Annotated in this window: 19 protein-coding genes; 12 read left to right on the top strand and 7 right to left on the bottom strand. The window is 71.7% G+C overall.

What is annotated here, in order from left to right; genetic code table 11:
- Position 1: 1 nt before the first annotated feature.
- From mnmA to ACM26Y_RS15595, 4 genes are all read left to right on the top strand, one after another.
- Positions 2-1,093 carry a tRNA 2-thiouridine(34) synthase MnmA gene (mnmA, locus tag ACM26Y_RS15610; RefSeq protein WP_416061322.1) on the top strand — a complete coding sequence of 364 codons (1,092 nt, stop codon included), beginning with the start codon at positions 2-4 and terminating at the stop codon, positions 1,091-1,093.
- Complete coding sequence (locus ACM26Y_RS15605; RefSeq protein WP_416061321.1) at positions 1,090-2,142, top strand: methionine synthase; 1,053 nt, start codon at positions 1,090-1,092, stop codon at positions 2,140-2,142. Before mnmA ends, ACM26Y_RS15605 begins: the two co-directional genes overlap by 4 nt.
- Positions 2,143-2,152: 10 nt before the next feature.
- A complete protein-coding gene (ligA, locus tag ACM26Y_RS15600) occupies positions 2,153-4,276 on the top strand; it encodes an NAD-dependent DNA ligase LigA (protein ID WP_416061320.1) in 2,124 nt (707 codons plus the stop codon).
- Positions 4,277-4,355: 79 nt separating this feature from the next.
- Positions 4,356-4,844 (top strand): GNAT family N-acetyltransferase, encoded by a 489-nt coding sequence (locus tag ACM26Y_RS15595; protein ID WP_003936973.1) that lies wholly within the window; start codon positions 4,356-4,358, stop codon positions 4,842-4,844.
- A gap of 25 nt (positions 4,845-4,869) precedes the next feature.
- Here the strand turns inward: ACM26Y_RS15595 and ACM26Y_RS15590 are convergent, their stop codons facing one another.
- Both ACM26Y_RS15590 and ACM26Y_RS15585 read right to left on the bottom strand, forming a co-directional pair.
- Positions 4,870-5,697, bottom strand: coding sequence for an IS110 family transposase (locus ACM26Y_RS15590; protein WP_416061319.1), 828 nt, complete (start codon positions 5,695-5,697; stop codon positions 4,870-4,872).
- A gap of 260 nt (positions 5,698-5,957) precedes the next feature.
- Positions 5,958-6,608: a hypothetical protein gene (locus ACM26Y_RS15585; protein WP_003936974.1), complete on the bottom strand. Its 651-nt coding sequence runs from the start codon at positions 6,606-6,608 to the stop codon at positions 5,958-5,960.
- Between the two features lie 290 nt (positions 6,609-6,898).
- Here ACM26Y_RS15585 and gatC point away from each other — a divergent pair, with 290 nt between their 5' ends.
- A complete protein-coding gene (gene gatC, locus ACM26Y_RS15580; RefSeq protein WP_003936975.1) occupies positions 6,899-7,198 on the top strand; it encodes an Asp-tRNA(Asn)/Glu-tRNA(Gln) amidotransferase subunit GatC in 300 nt (99 codons plus the stop codon).
- Positions 7,195-8,670, top strand: a complete 1,476-nt coding sequence (gene gatA, locus ACM26Y_RS15575; protein ID WP_003936976.1) for an Asp-tRNA(Asn)/Glu-tRNA(Gln) amidotransferase subunit GatA — start codon at positions 7,195-7,197, stop codon at positions 8,668-8,670. Before gatC ends, gatA begins: the two co-directional genes overlap by 4 nt.
- Before the next feature lie 26 nt (positions 8,671-8,696).
- Here gatA and ACM26Y_RS15570 read toward each other — a convergent pair whose 3' ends face one another.
- A complete protein-coding gene (locus ACM26Y_RS15570) occupies positions 8,697-10,007 on the bottom strand; it encodes an alpha/beta-hydrolase family protein (RefSeq protein WP_416061318.1) in 1,311 nt (436 codons plus the stop codon).
- Positions 10,004-10,582 (bottom strand): hypothetical protein, encoded by a 579-nt coding sequence (locus tag ACM26Y_RS15565; RefSeq protein WP_416061317.1) that lies wholly within the window; start codon positions 10,580-10,582, stop codon positions 10,004-10,006. The genes ACM26Y_RS15570 and ACM26Y_RS15565 overlap by 4 nt, the downstream gene beginning before the upstream one ends.
- Before the next feature lie 104 nt (positions 10,583-10,686).
- Between ACM26Y_RS15565 and ACM26Y_RS15560 the strand changes: the two genes are divergently transcribed.
- The 4 genes from ACM26Y_RS15560 (at position 10,687) to gatB (ending at position 15,273) form a co-directional block, all read left to right on the top strand.
- Entirely contained in the window at positions 10,687-11,901 is a 1,215-nt protein-coding gene (locus ACM26Y_RS15560) for a sensor histidine kinase (RefSeq protein ID WP_416061316.1), read from the top strand.
- Between the two features lie 9 nt (positions 11,902-11,910).
- A complete protein-coding gene (locus ACM26Y_RS15555) occupies positions 11,911-12,585 on the top strand; it encodes a response regulator (RefSeq protein WP_416061315.1) in 675 nt (224 codons plus the stop codon).
- 85 nt (positions 12,586-12,670) lie between these two features.
- Positions 12,671-13,702 carry a 6-phosphofructokinase gene (locus ACM26Y_RS15550; protein ID WP_054373642.1) on the top strand — a complete coding sequence of 344 codons (1,032 nt, stop codon included), beginning with the start codon at positions 12,671-12,673 and terminating at the stop codon, positions 13,700-13,702.
- Positions 13,703-13,761: 59 nt separating this feature from the next.
- Positions 13,762-15,273 (top strand): Asp-tRNA(Asn)/Glu-tRNA(Gln) amidotransferase subunit GatB, encoded by a 1,512-nt coding sequence (gene gatB, locus ACM26Y_RS15545; RefSeq protein WP_289378606.1) that lies wholly within the window; start codon positions 13,762-13,764, stop codon positions 15,271-15,273.
- Between the two features lie 49 nt (positions 15,274-15,322).
- On the opposite strand, the gene ACM26Y_RS15540 is transcribed toward gatB, so the two are convergent.
- Positions 15,323-15,739, bottom strand: coding sequence for a VOC family protein (locus tag ACM26Y_RS15540; protein ID WP_416061314.1), 417 nt, complete (start codon positions 15,737-15,739; stop codon positions 15,323-15,325).
- Between the two features lie 283 nt (positions 15,740-16,022).
- Between ACM26Y_RS15540 and ACM26Y_RS15535 the strand changes: the two genes are divergently transcribed.
- Positions 16,023-16,973, top strand: coding sequence for a linear amide C-N hydrolase (locus tag ACM26Y_RS15535; protein ID WP_416061313.1), 951 nt, complete (start codon positions 16,023-16,025; stop codon positions 16,971-16,973).
- Positions 16,974-16,997: 24 nt separating this feature from the next.
- Here the strand turns inward: ACM26Y_RS15535 and ACM26Y_RS15530 are convergent, their stop codons facing one another.
- A complete protein-coding gene (locus ACM26Y_RS15530; protein WP_371382484.1) occupies positions 16,998-18,110 on the bottom strand; it encodes a PQQ-dependent sugar dehydrogenase in 1,113 nt (370 codons plus the stop codon).
- A 112-nt stretch (positions 18,111-18,222) separates the two neighbouring features.
- Here ACM26Y_RS15530 and ACM26Y_RS15525 point away from each other — a divergent pair, with 112 nt between their 5' ends.
- Positions 18,223-19,014 carry a DoxX family protein gene (locus ACM26Y_RS15525; protein ID WP_416061312.1) on the top strand — a complete coding sequence of 264 codons (792 nt, stop codon included), beginning with the start codon at positions 18,223-18,225 and terminating at the stop codon, positions 19,012-19,014.
- 54 nt (positions 19,015-19,068) lie between these two features.
- On the opposite strand, the gene ilvD is transcribed toward ACM26Y_RS15525, so the two are convergent.
- Positions 19,069-20,910 (bottom strand): dihydroxy-acid dehydratase, encoded by a 1,842-nt coding sequence (gene ilvD, locus ACM26Y_RS15520; RefSeq protein WP_416061311.1) that lies wholly within the window; start codon positions 20,908-20,910, stop codon positions 19,069-19,071.
- Positions 20,911-21,028 lie beyond the last annotated feature (118 nt).

The following is a 21,028-nucleotide window of genomic DNA, read 5'->3' as shown; positions in this document are numbered from 1 at the left end:
GATGAGGGTGCTCGCGGCAATGAGCGGTGGCGTGGACTCGGCGGTGGCCGCGGCCCGCGCGGTCGATGCCGGCCACGACGTCGTCGGCGTGCACCTGGCGCTGTCCACGGCGCCGGGGACGCTGCGGACCGGGTCGCGGGGCTGCTGCTCGAAGGAGGATGCCGGCGACGCCCGCCGGGCCGCTGACGTGCTCGGAATCCCTTTCTACGTCTGGGATTTCGCCGACCGGTTCAAGGAAGAGGTCATCGACGACTTCGTCGAGTCCTATGCCGCCGGCCACACCCCGAATCCGTGCCTGCGCTGCAACGAGAAGATCAAGTTCGCGGCCCTCGCCGACCGGGCCGTGGCCCTCGGCTTCGACGCGGTCGCCACCGGTCACTATGCCCGGCTCGAGGGCGGCGTCCTGCGACGCGCGGTCGACGCCGGCAAGGACCAGTCGTACGTGCTCGGCGTGCTGACGGCGGATCAGCTCGCGCGTGCGATGTTCCCCGTCGGGGACACCCCCAAGGAACGGATCCGCGCCGAAGCGGCCGAGCGGGGTCTCGCGGTGGCGGACAAGCCCGACAGCCACGACATCTGCTTCATTCCCTCCGGTGACACCCGCGCCTTCCTCGGCGCCCGCATCGGGGTGCGTCCCGGCCGGGTCGTCGACGCACGGTCCGGCGCCGTGCTCGCCGAACACGAAGGGGTGCACGGTTTCACGGTCGGGCAGCGCAAGGGCCTGGGCATCGCCGGCCCCGGCGCGGACGGCCGCCCCCGTTACGTCACCGCGATCGAGCCGGACACCGGCACCGTGAAAGTGGGCTCCGCGGAGGACTTGAAGGTGTGGACGATCCGCGCCGAGCGTGCGGTCTGGTCCAGCGGCACCGCGCCGGCCGGACCGCTCGAGTGCGTCGTGCAGGTGCGCGCCCACGGCGGTGTCGCCGCGGCCGTCGCCGAGAGCGTCGGCACCGGTCTCGAGGTGACCCTGCGCGAACCCCTCACGGGCGTGGCCACCGGACAGGCCGTGGTGCTGTACCGGCCGGACGCGGCCGGCGACATCGTCCTCGGCAGCGGCACCATCGCCGGCACCGGTACGGCGACAGCCCGGTGAGTGCGGAATCCTGGTCCGGTGTCGCCACCGGCATCGGCTCGTGGCCCGGCGTCGACGCCCGGGAGTCGGCGGCGACCGTGCTCGGCGAGCTCGAGGCGCTGCCGCACCTGGTCGAGCTGCCGGCCCGGGGCCTCGGGGCCGATCTCGTCGGCCGTACCGGCGCGCTGCTGGTCGACCTGCATCTCGACACGTCCACCACCGGATACCGGCTCGGCGGTCGTCGCGGCGTGGTCGCCGCCCGCGCCGGCGATCTGCTGCGCCGAGATCTCGATGCACTCGAAGAGGCTTGGGAGACGGCAGGACTCGGTCCGGGCCGGACTCTGAAGGTGCAGGCCGCCGGACCTTTCACCCTCGCCGCGCACACCGAGCTGGCCGGGGGCCGGCGCGTGCTCACCGATGCCGGCGCCGTGCGCGACGTCGCCGAGTCCCTCGGTGAGGGTCTGGCGCGGCACGCCGCGGAACTGACTCGTCGTCTCGGCGCGGACGTGGTGGTGCAGCTGGACGAGCCCGCGCTGCCCGCCGTCCTGGCCGGAACCCTGACCGGGCGCACGACCCTCGAGTCGGTGCCCGCGCTCCCCGAGCCGGAGGCGCAGCACCTCCTCGAGACCACACTGGCGGCGATCGGGCGGCCCGTCGCGGTGCACTGCTGCGCCCCGGGCGTGCCGGCCGGGATGCTGCGTCGCAGCGGTGTCGACGCCGTCGCACTCGACGTCGCCCAGCTCACCGCCGCCGACCTCGACGGCATCGGTGAGCTGATCGACGCCGGAATGACCCTCCTGCTCGGGCTCGTGCCCTCCACCGCGCCCGACTCCGCCGTCCCCACCTGGCGTGAGCTCGCCGACCCCGCGACCGCGCTGATCGATCGGCTGGGCTTCGCCCGTGCCACCTTGCGCTCGGTCGGGGTCACTCCGCGCTGCGGCCTGGCCGGCGCCGATCCCACATGGGCGCGGCGGGCGCTGCGCCTCGCCCGCGACATCGCCGCCGCATTCACCGACGATCCCGACTCGCTGCGGTCCGGAGCGGCCGGGAACGTCGTATCGCTCGACTAGTCTTTCCGGCGTGAGTGAATCGACGGACGCGCCCACCCAAGCTCCGCCCGACGTGCGCGAGCGCTGGCAGCAACTCGCGGAGGAGGTGCGCGAGCACCAGTTCCGTTACTACGTGCGCGATGCGCCGATCATCTCCGACGGTGCCTTCGACCAGTTGCTCGGCACGCTGAAGCAGCTCGAGGACGACTACCCCGACCTGCGCGTCCCCGATTCCCCGACCCAGCTCGTCGGGGGTGGCTTCGCCACCGACTTCACCGCCGTCGACCACCTCGAACGGATGCTCAGCCTCGACAACGTCTTCACCGAGGACGAGTTGCGGGCCTGGGCCTCCCGCGTGGAAGCCGAGACCGGCCCGGACCTGCACTACCTGTGCGAGGTGAAGATCGACGGCGTCGCGCTGAGCCTGGTGTACGAGGACGGCCGGCTGCGCCGGGCCGCCACCCGCGGCGACGGCCGCACCGGCGAGGAAGTCACGCTCAACGCCCTCACGATCGACGACATCCCCGAAAGGCTCACCGCGACAGAAGAATTCCCGATTCCGCGCGTGCTCGAGGTGCGGGGTGAGGTGTACTTCCGGCTCGAGGACTTCCACGCGCTCAACGCCGCCCTCGTCGCCGAGGGCAAGGCCCCGTTCGCCAATCCACGCAACACGGCGGCCGGATCGCTGCGGCAGAAGAACCCTGCGGTGACCGCGCGGCGGCGCCTCGGGATGATCTGCCACGGGCTCGGCCACGTCGAGGGATTCGAGCCGGTGTCGCTGTCGCAGTCCTACGCCGCCCTCGCCGCCTGGGGGCTGCCCGTCTCCGGGCACACCGCCCGCGTCGTCGGCGTCGACGAGGTCCTCGCCCGGATGCGGTACTGGGGTGAGCACCGCCACGACGTCGAGCACGAGATCGACGGGCTCGTGGTCAAGATCGACGAGGTGTCCCTGCAGCGGCGGCTCGGCAGCACCTCGCGCGCGCCCCGGTGGGCGATCGCCTACAAGTACCCGCCGGAGGAGGTGACCACCAAGTTGCTCGACATCCGGGTCAGCGTCGGCCGTACCGGCCGGGTCACCCCGTTCGCCTACATGGAACCGGTCACGGTCGCCGGATCGACCGTCTCCCTCGCCACGTTGCACAATGCGTCGGAGGTCGCACGCAAGGGGGTGCTGATCGGCGACACCGTGGTGCTGCGCAAGGCCGGTGACGTCATCCCCGAGGTGCTCGGGCCGGTCGTGGACCTGCGCGACGGCACCGAACGCGAGTTCATCATGCCCACCGAATGCCCCGAGTGCGGGACACCGCTCGCCCCCGCCAAGGAAGGCGACGTGGACCTGCGCTGCCCCAACCAGCGGTACTGCCCGGCGCAGCTGCGCGAGCGGGTCTTCCACGTCGCGGGCCGCGGCGCGTTCGACATCGAGGCCCTCGGGTACGAGGCGGCCACCGCGCTGCTCGAGGCCGGGGTGATCGCCGACGAGGGCGACCTGTTCGACCTGACCGCCGACGACCTGCTGCGGACGTCGCTCTTCCGCACCAAGGCCGGGGCACTGTCCGCCAACGGCGCCCGGCTGCTCACGAATCTTCGTGCGGCCAAGGACAAGCCGCTGTGGCGGGTGCTGGTCGCGCTGTCGATCCGGCACGTCGGTCCGACCGCCGCGCGGGCGCTGGCCACCGAGTTCGGCAGCCTCGACCGGATCCGGGAGGCGTCCGTCGACGAGCTCGCCGCAGTGGAGGGGGTCGGACCGACCATCGCAGCGGCGCTGGGCGAATGGTTCGCGGTCGACTGGCACGTCGCGATCGTCGAGAAGTGGCGCGCGGCAGGGGTGCGCATGCTCGACGAGCGCGACGAATCCGTCGAACGCACCCTCGAGGGCCTGTCGATCGTCGTCACAGGCTCGCTCGAGGGGTTCTCCCGGGACCAGGCCAAGGAGGCGATCCTGCTCCGCGGCGGCAAGGCGGCCGGCTCGGTGTCGAAGAAGACCGCGTTCGTCGTCGTCGGGGACGCGCCGGGAACGAAGGCCGACAAGGCGGCCGAGCTGGGCGTCCCTGTCCTCGACGAAGAGGGGTTCCGCCGCCTGCTCGAGCTCGGCCCGGCCGCCGTCACGGAGGGCACCGACGCGATCGAGGAGGAGTTCGGCGAGCTCGAGAGCTGACCGGCGGCCGGTGCCGGTGTGACGAGGATCGCTCGGGAACCGTTTGGGCGGAAGGGGTGAGCACTGCGATAGTCCTCGAGTGATCGAGATCAGACGCGTGAGCCCGGACGAGTACGGCGCCGTCGGCGCCCTCACCGTCGACGTGTACGTCGGCGGCGGATTCGTCGAGCCCGACGACCCGTACGCCGAGCGTCTGCGCGACACCGCCGCCCGCGACGAACACGCCGAGGTGGTGATCGCGCTCGTCGGCGGTGAGATCGTCGGGTCGGTGACGCTGGCCGAGCCGGCATCACGCTTCGCGAACGTCGCCGAGAAGGGCGAACTCGAGTTCCGGATGCTGGCCGTCGCGGCGTCGGCGCGCGGGCGCGGTGTCGGGTCGGCGCTGGTGCGGCACGTCCTCGACACCGCCTACGACCGCGGTGACCGCGCGGTGGTGCTCTCCACCCAGCCGGACATGGTCGAGGCGCGCCGCATCTACGACCGCAACGGATTCGTCCCGGTCACCGAGCGCGACTGGGCGCCGGTGCCCGGCGTGGAGCTGACCACCCTGGTACGCGAACTGGTCTGAGCCGTCCGGACGCTCCTATGGAATGTCAAGCCTCGATTGGCTGCTGTTCGAGTAGCCGGTAGAGGTCCCGGGCGATGTAGCGCTTGAGGCAGCGTTTGATGTCGCGGGTGCTCTTGCCTTCGCCCGTGCGGCGAGCGACGTAGGCGCGGGTGGTCTGGCCGCCACGACCGCACGATCGCCCGGATGGCGTTCTCGTGCGCGGTGGCCTCCTCGGCCAGTGCACGGGCCCGGCGGGCCAGGGACCGCAGCGCGGTGACGGTCGTGCGGGTCTCGACATCCCGGCAGGCGCGGACCCGCAGGCCGGCTGCGATCGTGACCATGCCGGGCAGTGTCCGACCGCGGAACCGCTCCCGAATGTCCTCGGGGGCGGCGATGACCAGACTGAACAGTTGGCGCTGGGCGTCCGTGGCGGCGTTGACCGCGGACCGGCGGGCGGCCGGCAGCACCGACAAGGCCTGCGGTCCCCGCCCCTGCGGGGGGTACCCAAGCGGGGGCGCGCGAGCGCTTCCCGGGCCGCACGGATCGCGTCGAGCGGGTCGGACTTGGCGCCGTGGCGACGCTTGGCACGCTCGGGACGGTCGAGCTCGATCACCACCTGCCCGCCGCGTTCGAGGACTCTGGTCAGGCCGGCGCCATGGCCGCCGGTACCTTCGACGGCCCACGCTCGCAGCGTCGCGTGCTCGTCGGCGAACTCCACCGGTTGGGCGTAGCCGTCCGCGGTGGTTTCCACCGTGATCTCGTCGAGCATGCCCCCGGTGCGGGCATCGACCGCGGCCGCGGAGTGGGTGTGGACGTGGGTGTCGACGCCGATGACGACATCGACCACCTCACGCAGATCGGTCAGACTGGTCATGCGTTCTCTCCTCGCCTGGAGCGGATGTGGTTTCCGGTCCGGGACGGAGATTCGGCAGGACTGTGATGAGACACGTCGGGCGCCGCTAACGCCCGGCGGTCAAGCTCCTGATCAGGCCAGCTACTCCGTGCCGGGCCGGGGCCGGCAACCACGAGCGGACAAGTCCTGAGGAAGGCACGAAGCCAGTCAGCCGAAGGGTCACACTCGTGGTCACCAGTCCACAGCCCAGCACTATCAGGCTGCGAATGGAATCCTCACAGTCAGCCGAGGACCGTGCCGATGATGCCGGCCAGGTAGCCGAGCCGGGCCACCTCGGACGGGCGGAACTCCGGGCCGCCGGGCCGGCCGAGCATCAGCACCCGTCCGTGGGTGCCCAGCGGCGCCGCCGCCAGAGTCGTGTTCATCGTCCGCCACAGGTCGGGCACCCACTCGCCCTCGTGGTCGAGCAGCATCGGCTTCTCCAGCGGCATCCACGGCACCTCCGCCGGCCGGGTCTCGGGGGCACCGGAACTGCCCACCACCCGGTACGCGCCGTGCGGGCCGGTGTCCACGACGGTCGCCCAGCCGACCCGCAGCACCCGGGGTGCGCCGTCGACGAGCACCTGCAACCGGTCGTGGCGTGCGGTGGCAACCTGATCGATCAGCTCGAGTTCGCGGTGGGTGTCGAGGATTCCCGCATAGGGCCGGATCGAGTCCACCGTCACGCCCTCGAGGCGTTCGGCGGCCGTGATGAGCGTGTCCGGCAGCGAACCGGCATCGACGTCGACGACGAGATCGTCGATCGCGAAGCCGGCGCCGCGCTCGACGACGTCGAGCGAGAGGATGTCCGCACCGACCGACCCGAGCGCGACGGCGAGTGAGCCGAGGCTGCCCGGGCGATCGGGAAGCTGGACGCGTAACAGGTACGACACGAGCGTCCTTTCCCGGTTCCGAAGTCACGGCCGAGGCGGCCGGCCTGCGACGGACACCATCTTTTCACCCCCGGACCCCTACCGGACGCCGCTCCGGCACAGCGGCGCCGAGACCTGCCGGGAAACCGCCGGTCACGCGCGCCTTGTCACACGAACGACACAGGTGTTTCTCCGAACTGCAACACGGCCGGCGGCCGGCGACGGTCCGGGGAACCGGCGAAACCGTGCCGTTCGGCACGCACTACCCTGGACGGCACGTTCGTTTCTTCATCGGAAAGGGGTCACCGAAGGTGCCTGCCATCTCCCGTGACGAGGTCGCGCACCTCGCCCGGTTGTCCCGGCTCGCGCTGACCGACGCCGAACTCGACGAGTTCGCCGGCCAGCTGGATACGATCCTCAGCCACGTCAAGGCTGTGTCGGAGGTGGCCGCGGACGATGTGGCGCCGATGGCCAACCCGAACGCGGTGACCAACGTGACCCGCCCCGACGAGGTGCACCCGGGCCTGACCCCGGAGCAGGCGCTCGCCGCTGCCCCGCTGGTCGAGGACGGCCGCTTCTCCGTCCCGCAGATCCTGGGGGAGGGCGAATGAGCACCGATCTCACCCGGCTGTCCGCGGCCGATCTCGCCGAACGCATCCACTCCGGCGACCTGTCGTCGGTCGAGGTGACTCGTGCGCACCTCGACCGCATCGCCGAGGTCGACGGCGAGTACCACGCCTTCCTGCACGTGGCGGGCGACCAGGCGCTGGCCGCGGCAGCCGAGGTGGACCGCGCGGTCGCGGCGGGGGAGAGCCCGGCCTCGTCGCTCGCCGGGGTCCCGATCGCCCTCAAGGACGTGTTCACCACGACCGACATGCCCACCACGTGTGCCTCGAAGATCCTCGAGGGCTGGATGTCGCCGTACGACGCGACCCTGACGACGAAGCTGCGGCAGGCGGGCATCCCGATCCTGGGCAAGACCAACATGGACGAGTTCGCCATGGGTTCGTCCACCGAGAACTCCGCGTACGGCCCCACCCGCAACCCGTGGGACACCACCCGCATCCCCGGTGGGTCCGGTGGCGGTTCGGCCGCCGCGCTGGCCTCCTACCAGGCGCCGCTGGCGATCGGCACCGACACCGGCGGGTCGATCCGCCAGCCGGCCGCCGTCACCGCCACGGTCGGCACCAAGCCCACCTACGGCACGGTCTCCCGGTTCGGTCTCGTCGCGTGCGCGTCGTCCCTCGACCAGGGCGGCCCGTGCGGCCGCACTGTGCTCGACACCGCGTTGCTGCACGAGGTGATCGCCGGCCACGACCCGCGCGACTCCACGTCGGTGGACGCGCCCGTCCGGCCCGTCGTCGAGGCCGCCCGCCAGGGCGCGCAGGGCGACCTGAAGGGGCTGCGCATCGGGGTCGTCAAGGAACTGCACTCGGACAGCTACCAGCCGGGCGTGCTGGCGTCGTTCGACGCGGCCGTGGCCGAACTGACCGCGCTCGGCGCCGAGGTCGTCGAGGTCTCCTGCCCGCACTTCGAATACGCGCTCGCCTCGTACTACCTCATCCTGCCGTCCGAGGTCTCGTCCAACCTGGCCCGCTTCGACGCCATGCGCTACGGCCTGCGCGTCGACGACGGCACGATGAGCGCCGAGCAGGTCATGGCCGCCACCCGGGCCGCCGGGTTCGGCAAGGAGGTCAAGCGCCGCATCATGATCGGGACCTACGCGTTGTCCTCCGGCTACTACGAGGCCTACTACGGGCAGGCGCTCAAGGTCCGCACCCTCATCGCGCGGGACTTCGAGAAGGCGTACGAGCAGGTCGACGTCCTCGTCTCGCCGACCAGCCCCTTCACGCCGTGGAAGATCGGCGAGAAGGTCGACGATCCGCTGGCGATGTACCTGTCGGACCTGTGCACGCTCCCGACCAACCTTGCCGGGCACTGCGCGATGTCCGTTCCGTCCGGGCTGTCCGCCGACGACGGGCTGCCCGTCGGTCTGCAGATCATGGCCCCGGCCCTCGCCGACGAGCGGCTCTACCGCGTCGGCGCCGCGTTCGAGGCCGCCCGCGGCCCGATCGTCGCCTGAGTCCGGCTCCCGGTGCGACCGCCGCGTCAGGGGCGGTCGCACCGGGCCTGGTCCGGGCCGTAGCGGTGCCCGTGACCGGGAGGCGCGTCCAACGCCACCGGCAGGTCCAGCGTCGCCTGCACGAAGCTGACCACCGGCAGCCACCGCGGCACGGGCGCGTCGCGCCGCGCACGGGACAGGTCGGGCGGTGACCACAGCAGCGACGGTTGCCACCACACCACCGGATCCGACGTGTTCGCGGTGACGACCGCCCCGTCCGTGCGCACCGCGCCTGCCGGTGGACCGGCCCAGATCGCCGTGCACGGACCCGTCGCGGTCGCCGCGAGGGCGGCGCTGCCCCCGATCGAGCCGAGGCTCTGCCCGTACACGTGCACCTGTGGACGCCGGACCGGGTCCAGGGCATCGATGCGGGATCGTACGGACGTGAGCAGTGCGCGGGCCGACTCCGCGGCCGCGTTCCGGTCGAACAGGAAGGTCACCCAGCTGGGTGCGGCCGAGTACTGCTGCGCGACGAGCGCGACGTCGCCGCCGAACAGCGAGGTGAACCCCCGCACCGCGGCGGGGTCGACCCACCCCGAGCCGGTGGGCACCACCACTACGACATGGGCGCGTGCGAACCCGCCCGCGCGCTCGAGCTCGCGGACGGCGAGCGCTGCGCGCGACCGGACGTCCGGCGCGGATTCGAGCCCCACGTATGTGCGGATCGCTCGCGCGTCGGCGCTCACGAAACGGCGACCCTCGTCGCCCAGTGACTGCCACGCCACCAGCGACGACGGGCCCCCGGCCGCGGTGGCGGCGACGGGCGCCGCGTCCGGATACACCTGCCCGGCCCCGACGGGAGCGACCGCGGCGACCGCTCCCAGCATCACCGCGACGGCCGTGGCGGCGGCCGCGCGGACACCCGCCCGCCGCCACGTCTCCGGAACCCGGCCGAGCACCCGCGTCGCGCCGAGGACCCACGAGGAGCACACGCACACGACGATCCAGTGCGCCGGGCCCGTCGAGGGCCGCCCCATCGCGGCCCGCAACCCGTCCTGCCACTGCGCTGCCGCGAGAACCGTCCACCCCAGCGCGACGGCTGCGGCGAGCAGCGCCACCAGCCGCGCTGCGGGGCGCGCGGACCCCGCGTTCCGCCGGCGGCACAGGCCGGCGGCTCCCGCCGCGGCTGCGGCGGCGCATCCGGAGACCGCGGCCTGCGCCAGGGCCGGACGGGGCAGCAGCGACGGCGCGAGCGAGACCCACACCGCCACCGTCACGGCTGCGGTCGTCGCCACCCGCGGGCAGCGCCCTGCGAGGGCGTCGAACCCCGAGTCCTGGGACGTCGCGCGCCCACTCATCGGGGCGTCCATCGCGCCGCTGCAACCAGCGCCCACACCGCGGCCGCGTACGGAAGCGGTGACTCGGGGATCGGGGCTCCGTCGCGTTGCCGCCACGAATTCACCCGTACTGCAAACGAAGTCACAGTCGCGGTGACGCCGCACCAGTCGTCGCCGGGTGCCGTCGCGCGGCACGCCTCGTGCAGCTGCCGGCTCAGCCGGGCGTCCAGGCCGCGCCGCGCCTGCGGACCCGGTTCGTGTCCCGACGACCGCGCGTACCGCAACAGGTCGTATCCGAGATCGTGCTCCCGGCAAGGCGTTTCGAAGAAGTCCGGCAGGGGGACGGGGGAGGAGCAGCCGCCGAGCGGGTCCACCAGGATCCCGTCCTCGGTGACCGGTCGATAGTGCATCGCCGGCTCGAAGCCGTCCGGGAAGGTGTCGAGCGCTGCCGCGGTGTTGCCCTCGGACAGTGCCGCCACGGTCGCAATCACGGTGTCCGGATCGGGCCGCGTCGGCGGAGCGGGCTGTGCCCACGTGGTTCCCAGACACAGCGCTGCGGCCGTGCCCAGTAGAGCTGTCATGGGTGGTCTGCGCATGTGGCGGACGTTAGGGACGGCGGGGACTGCGGGAGATCCCGCGACGGAGCGGTCCGGCCACGAGCGTCTGCCGCCACGGGGCCAGGCGGATCTCACTCCCCGGTATGACGACAGTGCACACGCCCCGGACCTACCGTGGTGCCGTGCGCTGGACGAGAGAACACGGCCGCGGCCGTTGGGGGACGATGGCGATCGTGGCGGTGACCCTGACCCTGTATGCGGTCGCGTGGCCCACCCTGCACCTCACTCACGAGGTGCCCGTCGCGCTGATGCCCGTCGTAGCGGCGCTCGCGGCCTGGCCGTTCGTGGCGATCCGGACCGACCCCGCCCTCGGCTGGGCGGTTTCGGCCGGGGCCGCGCTGGCGATCCCCCGCGCCTTCGACCTCGTCCCCGGCTACGACTACCCCTGGCAGGTGGTGCACATCCTCGTGCTGTGCGCGCTTCTCGTCGCGGTGAGCATGCGCGCTTCCCTGCAGGTCGCCGGGCTCGTGTGGGCGGCCACCGTGGTCCTGTTCTTCACCCACGTGCCGGGGCAGGACGGCTGGGGGTGGGCACTCGGCCTGACCGCGATGGCGGTGTTCGGCCTGCTCGTGCGGTGGCTCGTGCTGTCCCGCCGCCAGCTCGCCCGGCAGGAGGAGGTCAGCGAACTCGAACGGGCCCGCCGGGCGATCCTCGAGGAGAAGGCCCGCATCGCCCGAGACCTGCACGACATCGTCGCGCACCACATGTCCCTCGTCGTCGTGCAGGCGCAGAGCGCCCCGTACCGTCTGCCGGGCGTCTCCGAGCCGGTACGCGCCGAGTTCGACTCCATCGGGGCGACCGCGCGCGAGGCGCTGAACGAGGTCCGCGGCATGCTCGGGGTGCTCCGGAGCGACAGCCTCCCCGACGACAGGGGCGCCGGCGACGGACGGGCGCAGGATCCGCAGCCCGGCCTGGACCGGCTCGGGGACCTGTTCGAGGGGGCGCGGCGCGCCGGCATGGTCCTGTCCACCGCGGAGAACGGTGACCCGTCCGGCGTCTCGGACGCCACGGCCCTGACGGTGTACCGCATCCTGCAGGAATCGCTCGCCAATGCCGCCCGCCACGCCTCCGGTGCGCCGGTGCGGGTCCGCGTGGGCTACGGGCCGGACGAGGTGAGCGTGACCGTGTGCAACGGCCCCGGGCAGGCGGGGCCCGGGCCGGGGGACCGCAGCGGCGGCAACGGCATCCGCGGCATGGTCGACCGGGCCCTGGCGGTCGGAGGCCACCTCGTCGCCCATCCCGTCCCGGGCGGTGGCTTCGAGGTGCGAGCGCAGCTGCCGCGCGTCCCGGCAGCCTAGGCTGAGGCCGTGACGGACCCGAGCCCCATCACCGTGTTGATCGCCGACGACCAGGCCATGGTTCGGCAGGGCTTCGGCGCGCTGCTCGCCGCCCAACCCGACATCAGCGTCGTCGGCGACGCTCCGGACGGCCGGCGGGCCGTCGCGGAGGCGGCCCGCCTGCGGCCCGACGTCGTCCTGATGGACGTCCGGATGCCCGAGATGAACGGACTCGACGCGGCCCGGCACATCCTGGGCGGGCGGGCCGATCCGCCCACGCGGGTACTGATGCTCACCACGTTCGACATCGACGACTACGTCTACGAGGCGCTGAGCCTCGGCGCCAGCGGGTTCCTGCTCAAGGACGCGCCCGCCGAGGAACTGGTCCGGGCGGTCCGCGTCGTCGCCGACGGCCAGGCGCTGCTCGCCCCGACCGTCACACGCCGGCTCATCGCGGACGTCACCCGCCGACGATCGCCGCGCCGCGGCCGCGACCGGGCACTCGACGTGCTCACCCCGCGCGAACGTGAGGTGCTCGAGCTGATCGCCCGAGGACTGTCGAACCAGGAGATCGCCGCTCAGCTGTTCGTCGCCGAGCAGACGGTCAAGACGCACGTGGGGAAGGTGTTCGGGAAGTTGCACCTGCGGGACCGGGCACAGGCGGTGGTGCTGGCATACGAGTCCGGACTGGTCGTGCCGGGGTGAGCGGCGCCGGCGATCGGGATGCCGCGGGCGCCGTGCCGGGGCAGTATTGCCGGGAGGACCACCGACAACCTGCACGGAGGAACGAATGACGCGCATCGGCATTCTCACCAGCGGCGGGGACTGCCCCGGCCTGAACGCGGTGATCCGCGGAGCGGTCCTCAAGGGCAGGACCGTCTACGACCAGGAATTCGTCGGGTTCCTCGACGGCTGGCGCGGATTGGTGGAAGGCGATGCAATCCCCTTGGACCGCAGCAAAGTTCGCGGATTGTCGCATCAGGGCGGCACCATCCTCGGCACCAGCCGGTTCGGCCCCTACCAGGGACCGGACGGCGGCGCGGAGAACATCGCCCGCACGCTCGAGCGCATGGGCGTCGACGCCGTGATCGCCATCGGCGGCGAGGGCACGGCCGCCGCGTCCAAGCGGCTGTTCGAGGAGGGCATCCGGATCGTCGGGGTACCCAAGACCATCGACAACGATCTCGGCCGAACCGACTACACCTTCGGATTCGACACCGCCGTCGAGATCGCCACCGAGGCGATCGACCGGCTGCGCACCACCGGCAACTCGCACAAGCGCTGCATGGTCCTCGAGGTGATGGGCCGGGAGGCGGGGTGGATCGCGCTGCACTCCGGCACCGCCGGGGGCGCCCACGCCATCCTCATCCCCGAACAACCCGAGAGCATCGAACAGATCTGCGAATGGGTCACCAGTGTCCGGGACCGCGGCCGCGCCCCGATGGTGGTGGTCGCGGAGGGATTCACCCTGCCGGACATGGCCGAGGCGTACTCCGACAAGGGACGCGACGAGTTCGACCGGCCGCGACTCGGCGGCATCGCCGACGTCCTCGCCCCGATGATCGAGGAGCGCACGGGCATCCAGACCCGCGCCACGATCCTCGGCTACATCCAGCGGGGCGGCGTGCCCACGGCCTTCGATCGGGTACTCGCCACCCGCCTGGGTATGGCGGTCACCGATCTCGTCGCCGACGAGGAGTGGGGCCACATGGTGGCGCTGCACGGAACCGACATCGTCCGGGTCGGTTTCGACGAGGCGCTCGCCAACCACAAGCGGGTGCCGAAGGACCGCTACGAGGAGATGCGGATCATCTTCGGGTGAGCTCACGCCGGGCGTGAGCGCCGGATCGCCGGATGTCGGCACCGTCTAAAATCGAGCCCATGACTGCCGCCATGTCCGATGATCTGCTCGCCTACGACGAGGTGCTCGCGAAGTTCGAGCCCGTGATGGGCATGGAGGTGCACGTCGAACTGCACACCGCCACCAAGATGTTCTGCCCGTGCCCCACCACGTTCGGAGCCGAGCCGAACACCCAGGTGTGCCCGGTGTGCCTCGGTCTGCCCGGTTCGCTGCCCGTGGTCAACCAGGCGGCGGTGGAGTCGGCGATCCGCATCGGGCTGGCGCTCAACTGCTCGATCACGCCGTGGGGCCGGTTCGCGCGGAAGAACTACTTCTACCCGGACCAGCCGAAGAACTACCAGATCTCGCAGTACGACGAGCCGATCGCCACGGACGGCCACCTGGACGTGGTCCTCGACGACGGCACCACGTGGCGGGTGGAGATCGAGCGCGCCCACATGGAGGAGGACACCGGCAAGTCGTTGCACGTGGGTGGCGCCACGGGCCGCATCCACGGGGCGAGTCACTCGCTGCTCGACTACAACCGGGCGGGGGTGCCGCTCATCGAGATCGTCACCAAGCCGATCGTCGGTGCCGGCGAGCGCGCCCCCGAGGTCGCCCGCGCCTACGTCACCGCGCTGCGGGACTTGCTGAAGGCTCTCGACGTGTCCGACGTGCGCATGGACCAGGGCTCGATGCGGTGCGACGCCAACGTCTCGCTCAATCCGATCGGAGCGGCGGAGTTCGGCACCCGGACCGAGACGAAGAACGTCAACTCCCTGAAGTCGGTCGAGGTCGCCGTGCGGTACGAGATGCGCCGCCAGGCCGCGGTTCTGACCGCGGGCGGCACCGTGGTGCAGGAGACCCGGCACTTCCAGGAGGCGGACGGCACCACGTCCCCGGGCCGGCGCAAGGAGACGGCGGAGGACTACCGCTACTTCCCGGAGCCGGACCTCGAACCGATCGCTCCGAGCGCGGAGTGGGTCGAGGAACTGCGCGCCACCCTGCCCGAGCTGCCGTGGTTGCGGCGCGCCCGGATCCAGGCCGAGTGGGGCATCTCCGACGAGGAGATGCGCGACCTCGTCAACGCCGGCGCCCTGGACCTGATCATCGCCACCACCGAGGCCGGGGCCCCGGCCTCGGAGTCCCGGTCCTGGTGGGTCGCCTACCTGGCGCAGCAGGCCAACAGCCGCGGCGTCGAGCTCGGCGAGCTGCCCATCACCCCGGCGCAGGTCGCAGAGGTGATCGCCCTCGTCGCCGACGGCACGCTCACCAACAAGCTCGCCCGCAAGGTCGTCGACTACGTGCTCGCCGGTGAGGGCGACCCGAAGCAGATCCTCGCTGCCCACCCCGAGCTGGTGGTCGTGCGCGACGACTCGCTGATCAAGTCGGAGGTGGAGAAGGCGCTGGCCGCCAACCCCGACATCGCCGACAAGATCCGCAGCGGCAAGGTCCAGGCAGCCGGCAAGATCGTCGGCGACGTGATGAAGGCCACCCGCGGCCAGGCCGACCCGGCCCTGGTCAAGGAGCTCGTCCTCGCTGCCTGCAGCTGAGTTCGTCGGGGGCGGCCCGCCGGTACGGTAGCCGCCCCCTCGCGTGTGCCTACTGCGATTCGCCGGCGATGTTCACCATCCACTGGATTCCGAACCTGTCGGTGCACATGCCGAAGTGGTCGCCCCACGGTGCTCGCTCGAGCGGCACGGCGACGGTTCCGCCGTCGCTGAGCTTGTCCCAGTAGCCACGCAGCTCGGTCTCGTCGTCGCCGCTGAGGGATATCGAGATGTTGTCCCCCGGGTTGTAACTCATCTGGTTGGGGGTGTCCGCCGCCATCAGGACGAGTCCGTTCGGACTCGACAGCATCGAGTGCATGACCTTGTCCTGCTCGGACGGGTCGTCGCTCGCGTGCATCTCTGCGAACGTGCTCACGTTCAGTTCTCCGCCGAACACGGACCGGTAGAACTCCATGGCCTGGCGGGCATTGTCGCGAAAACTGATGTACGGGTTCAGTCGTGTGGTCATTTCGGGCCCCCCTCGGGCGTACCACTGCGTCGGACCGATCGGCGATATTGTCGCACCGGCCCGCACGGGAGGTGGGCGTAGAACCGAATATACTGCAGCACAGTACAAGTCGTGTGCACGGAACGGGATCGGCGCCGTTCCGTGCAATTGGTTCGCGAAAACGCTCGAATCGGACCGAAATGTCCGTATCGTCGTTCCCGTCGCGGGCGGCATGTCGACGCTCACGGCACGGACGGCCGGATTTCCCCTCGGGCATTCTGGAGGACCGATGTGCACTCGGGCGATGTGGACCGGAAGCGGGCACGGCGTTCTCGTCGGCCGGAACATGGACTGGCGCGAGGAGATGGACACGAACCTGTGGTCGCTGCCGCGCGGGGCCGACCGGATCGGGCACGACCGTGATCCCGACCCCATGACCTGGACGGCCCGCTACGGCAGCCTGGTGGCCACCGTCTGGGACAACGCCACGAGCGACGGGATCAACGAGGCCGGTCTGGCCGCCCACGTGCTGTGGCTCGCGGAAGCCGATTTCGGGGAACGGAACCCGGATGTTCCCGCGCTCGCGGTGTCCCTGTGGCCGCAGATCTTCCTGGACCTGTGCGGGACCGTCGACGAGTGCCTCGCACTGATGGCCGACCGGCCCTTCCAGGTCCGTCCGCTGATCGAACCGCGGTCCCGGCGTCCCGCAACCGTGCATCTGGCCCTCGAGGACGCGAACGGCGACTCCCTGATCCTCGAGCACATCGGGGGAACGCTGCGGGTGCACCACGACCGCGCGCACACCGTGATGACGAACTCGCCGCCCTACGACGAACAGATCGAACTCCGGAAGAACTTCACCGGCTTCGGGGGATCCGAGCCGCTGCCGGGCACGACGGAAGCGTCCGACCGCTTCGTCCGGGCCGGCTACTACCTCGACCGGTTGCCCGCCGTGGAGACGCCGACCCGCGCGTATGCGGCGCTGTTGAGCGTCATGCGCAACGTTGCACAACCTTTCGGCGAGCCGGATCCGCAGCGGCCGAACATCTCGATGACGATCTGGCGCACGCTGACGGACCTCACCGAGGGGCTGTACATATTCGAGTCGTCGTTCAGCCCGAACATCGTGTGGACCCGGTCGGCCGACATGGACTTCTCGACCTGCCGCAGGCTCGACCTGGCGAAACCGGGTCTGCTGGGCAACGTGACCGGCGCGTTCACCGATGCGGCCGCGCCGCCCTTCACGCTGTCGTGAAGGACCCGTGCCGGACGGTTCCGGCTAGTCGAATCCGCCGCCGCCTGCGGGGAACTGGATCAGCACGACCCGATCGTCGTTCGGGCCCGGGTCGCCACCGGACTTGTTGACGGTGGACACCCACAGCTGCCCGTCGCCGCCCACCGCCGCGCCGCCGAGCCGGCCGTAGCGGTCCTGCACGGCCGTCACGGGCGCGGCCGTCACCGCCCCGGTTCCGGGGTCGACGGCGACCACCGCCACCGCCTTGCCGTCCGTCAGCGACACCGCGACCGCGTCCGCACCGGCCGCGCATCCGGCCACGCCCGGACGTTCGGGCCACGTCCACGCCGGGGATGTGCTCACCGCGCCGTCCACGTCGACACGCTGCAGCCGGTCCTCGAGGACGGTGCGGTCGGTGATCCACAGGTTCCCGGCGGGGTCCCGGCACACGTCGCCCGCCGTCCCGATCCCGGACAGCACGACCGACGGCGCGGCAGCCGCACCGGGCGCCGGCACGGGCATGCGCAGCAGCTTTCCGGCGAGCGAGGCCGGATCGGCCGCCGCGGCCGCATCTCCGGCATTGCCGGTCAGCACCACCAGGTCGGTGGGGGAGGTGAACTCGAGCGCCCCCGCGTTCCCGCTCGCTCCCCGCGGGATGCCGGTGAACACCGGCTTCGGGACGTCGCCCGCGGCGAGCCGCACGACGCGGTTGTCGGTGGGGGTGGTGATGTAGGCGTAGAGCAGCCGGTCCTCGTCGTAGGTCGGCGACAGTGCGAGATCGAGGAGCCCACCGTCGCCGGATCCGTCGACCGGCACGGTCGCCACCTCCACCGGCTCCGTTCGCGGCGCCACCCGCAGGATCCGGCCGGTGCGCCGCTCCGCGACGAGCGCGGAGCCGCCGTCGGGCAGGGTGACCAGCCCGCCCGTGGTATCGAGACAGGTGGCGACCACCGCGGGGTCGGGGTCCTGGCACGGGCCCGGCGGTGTGGGCGGTGCGCCCGTCGTCGTGGTTGCCGTCGGGGGTTCGAGCGGTTCGAGTTCGGCGCCCGCGTCGAAACTCGGTTCCGGGGTGAACGGCGTGGTGGTTGCGTCGTCGAACCGGGCGCACGACGTGGTGAGGGCGAGCAGACCCACGATCGACGCGACCGCCGTTCGCATCCGTCGCGACCCACCGACTCTCGCGCGCCTCGTCATGTCCATGACGTTACCGGGGCGGCGCGCCCCGCCTCGGTTCCCGGGTCGGCCCTCCCGGTCGACCTACCCTGGTCCGGTGACCGACAAGGCGAAAGACCACCTTCCGGAGCCGACGCCGCACAATGCCGCGGAGCCGGTGTCGAGTCCCTACGACGAACCCACGCTGGAGCTGCGGCGTCCCCGTTCGTCGATGCTCGAATCCGACGACGACCTCGACCTCGACAACTCCGCCTTCGACCGACCGGCGCAGTACGGCTACGACGACTCCGGCGTCGCGCCCACCGAACAGCTGTACCGGTACGAGCCGGGCGGCGCGACCGCGGCTGCCGTCGGCGTGGAGGAGGGGGCCTCGACCGGTCCGGCGAAGGCGCGTCGCGGCAGCCTGGACCTGGGGCTGCTCGTGCTGCGGTTGGTCGTCGGCGCCACCATGGTGGTGCACGGGCTGCAGAAGCTGACCGGGCTGTGGGGCGGTCCCGGTATGGACGGGTTCGAGGCGATGCTCGCCAACGCCGGCTACCAGCGTCCGGCTCTGCTCGCGGTGCTCGGTGCGGTGGGGGAGGTGGCGGCCGGAGCGCTGCTGATCCTCGGCCTGCTCACCCCGCTCGCCGCCGCCGCCGTGCTGGCGATCATGATCAACGCGTGGCTGTTCCGGCAGTCCGCCGAGCCGGGACTGCAGTACTTCGCACCGGACGGGGTCGAGTACGAGACCCTGCTCGCGGCCACCGCGGCGGTGATCGTCCTGACCGGCCCGGGGCGCATCGCGATCGACGGCACCCGAGGCTGGGCGACCCGGCCGTTCCTCGGCTCCTTCGTCGCACTGCTGCTCGGCGTCGCCGGCGGGGTCTGCCTCTGGCTGTTCGGCCGCTGACGCGGCCGGTGTGTCCTTCGGGCTGCCGGGGCAGCCCGAAGGACACACCGGTGCCTACGGCACCTGGCGGACGGCGCCCTTGTCGGCCGAGGTGGCCAACGCGGCGTAGGCGCGCAGCGCGGTGGTGACCGTGCGCTGCCGGTCGACCGGCTGCCACGGCCGCTCCGACGCCTCCATCTTGGCGCGCCGCTCGGCGAGAACGGCGTCGTCGACGAGGACCTCGAGGGTGCGGGAGGGAACGTCGATCCGGATCCGGTCGCCGTTCTCGAGCAGACCGATCACACCACCGGACGCAGCTTCGGGCGAGATGTGCCCGATCGACAGCCCCGAGGTGCCACCGGAGAAGCGGCCGTCGGTGATCAGGGCGCACTGCTTGCCCAGGCCCGCGCCCTTGAGGAATGCGGTGGGGTGCAGCATCTCCTGCATGCCGGGGCCGCCGGCGGGTCCCTCGTAGCGGACCACCACCACGTCACCGGGCTGCACCTTCTTGCCGAGGATCACCGAGACGGCCTCCTCCTGCGACTCGACGACGAGCGCCGGGCCCTCGAAGGTGAACAGATCCTCGTCGATGCCGGCGGTCTTGAGGATCGCACCGTCCGGGGCGAGGTTGCCGCGCAGGACGACGAGTCCACCCTCGACGGTGTAGGCGTGCTCGACGTCCCGGATGCAGCCGCCTGCGGCGTCGGTGTCCAGCGACGACCAGCGGTTGTCGGTGGAGAAGGGCTCGGTCGTGCGGACGCCGCCGGGTGCCGCGTGGAACAGCTCGATCGCCTCGTCGGAGGCCTTACCGGAACGGATGTCCCACGTGTCGAGCCACTCGTCGAAGCTCGCGGTGTGGACCGTGGTCACGTCCGTCTCGAGCAGGCCGCCGCGGCGCAGCTCGCCGAGGATCGCCGGGATGCCGCCGGCCCGGTGGACGTCCTCCATGTGGTAGTCCGAGTTCGGGGAGACCTTCGACAGGCACGGCACCTTGCGGCTGATCGCGTCGATCGTGGTGAGGTCGAAGTCGACCTCGCCCTCCTGCGCGGCGGCGAGCGTGTGCAGCACGGTGTTGGTCGAGCCGCCCATCGCGACGTCGAGCGCCATGGCGTTCCGGAACGCGGCGGGGGAGGCGATGTTGCGCGGCAGGACCGACGCGTCCTCGTCCCGGTACCAGCGCAACGCCGCCTCGACGACCGTGGTCCCGGCCCGCTCGAACAGCGCGCGGCGTGCCGCGTGGGTGGCCAGCGTCGAGCCGTTGCCGGGCAGTGCCAGTCCGAGCGCCTCGGTCAGGCAGTTCATCGAGTTCGCGGTGAACATGCCCGAGCACGACCCGCACGTCGGGCAGGCGCTGCGCTCGACCTCGTCGAGGCCCTCGTCGGTGACGGCGTCGTTGGCCGACGCCGAGATCGCCGTGATCAGGTCGGTGGGGGCCTGCGCGACACCGCCGACGACCACCGCCTTGCCCGCCTCCATCGGACCGCCCGAGACGAACACCGTCGGGATGTTCAGGCGCATCGCAGCGTTGAGCATGCCCGGCGTGATCTTGTCGCAGTTGGAGATGCACACCAGCGCGTCGGCGGTGTGCGCGTTGACCATGTATTCCACCGAATCGGCGATGATCTCGCGGCTGGGCAGGGAGTACAGCATGCCGCCGTGCCCCATGGCGATGCCGTCGTCGACGGCGATGGTGTGGAACTCGCGCGGTACACCGCCCGCGGCCCGGACCGCCTCGGCGACGATGTCGCCGACGTCCTTGAGGTGCACGTGGCCGGGCACGAACTGCGTGTAGGAGTTCGCGATCGCGACGATCGGTTTGCCGAAGTCGGAGTCGGTCATGCCGGTGGCACGCCACAGGGCGCGGGCCCCGGCGGCATTGCGTCCGGCGGTGGTGGTGCGTGACCTCAACGGGGGCATCGGATTCCTCGGGGGCTAGGGCTCTTCGGGCTGCGTGCTGCGCGGGCGCGGCGACACCGGGGGCCGGGCTCCCCCCGGGCGGGGCGGGAGCGGGCCTGGGCGACGTCGAATCTACCCG

Source organism: Rhodococcus indonesiensis (genome assembly GCF_047782815.1).
GTDB lineage: Bacteria > Actinomycetota > Actinomycetes > Mycobacteriales > Mycobacteriaceae > Rhodococcus > Rhodococcus indonesiensis.
This window is presented reverse-complemented; position numbering and strand designations above follow the sequence as displayed.

What these genes read in the sequence shown, in the direction of transcription:
- ACM26Y_RS15540 (WP_416061314.1), bottom strand. Translation starts at nt 15,739, where the DNA reads ATGACCACACGACTGAACCCGTACATCAGTTTTCGCGACAATGCCCGC.
- ACM26Y_RS15550 (WP_054373642.1), top strand. Translation starts at nt 12,671, where the DNA reads ATGACGCGCATCGGCATTCTCACCAGCGGCGGGGACTGCCCCGGCCTG.
- gatB (WP_289378606.1), top strand. Translation starts at nt 13,762, where the DNA reads ATGACTGCCGCCATGTCCGATGATCTGCTCGCCTACGACGAGGTGCTC.
- gatA (WP_003936976.1), top strand. Translation starts at nt 7,195, where the DNA reads ATGAGCACCGATCTCACCCGGCTGTCCGCGGCCGATCTCGCCGAACGC.
- ACM26Y_RS15590 (WP_416061319.1), bottom strand. Translation starts at nt 5,697, where the DNA reads ATGACCAGTCTGACCGATCTGCGTGAGGTGGTCGATGTCGTCATCGGC.
- ACM26Y_RS15560 (WP_416061316.1), top strand. Translation starts at nt 10,687, where the DNA reads ATGACGACAGTGCACACGCCCCGGACCTACCGTGGTGCCGTGCGCTGG.
- ACM26Y_RS15530 (WP_371382484.1), bottom strand. Translation starts at nt 18,110, where the DNA reads ATGCGAACGGCGGTCGCGTCGATCGTGGGTCTGCTCGCCCTCACCACG.
- ilvD (WP_416061311.1), bottom strand. Translation starts at nt 20,910, where the DNA reads ATGCCCCCGTTGAGGTCACGCACCACCACCGCCGGACGCAATGCCGCC.
- ACM26Y_RS15570 (WP_416061318.1), bottom strand. Translation starts at nt 10,007, where the DNA reads ATGAGTGGGCGCGCGACGTCCCAGGACTCGGGGTTCGACGCCCTCGCA.
- ACM26Y_RS15535 (WP_416061313.1), top strand. Translation starts at nt 16,023, where the DNA reads ATGTGGACCGGAAGCGGGCACGGCGTTCTCGTCGGCCGGAACATGGAC.
- ACM26Y_RS15565 (WP_416061317.1), bottom strand. Translation starts at nt 10,582, where the DNA reads ATGCGCAGACCACCCATGACAGCTCTACTGGGCACGGCCGCAGCGCTG.
- mnmA (WP_416061322.1), top strand. Translation starts at nt 2, where the DNA reads ATGAGGGTGCTCGCGGCAATGAGCGGTGGCGTGGACTCGGCGGTGGCC.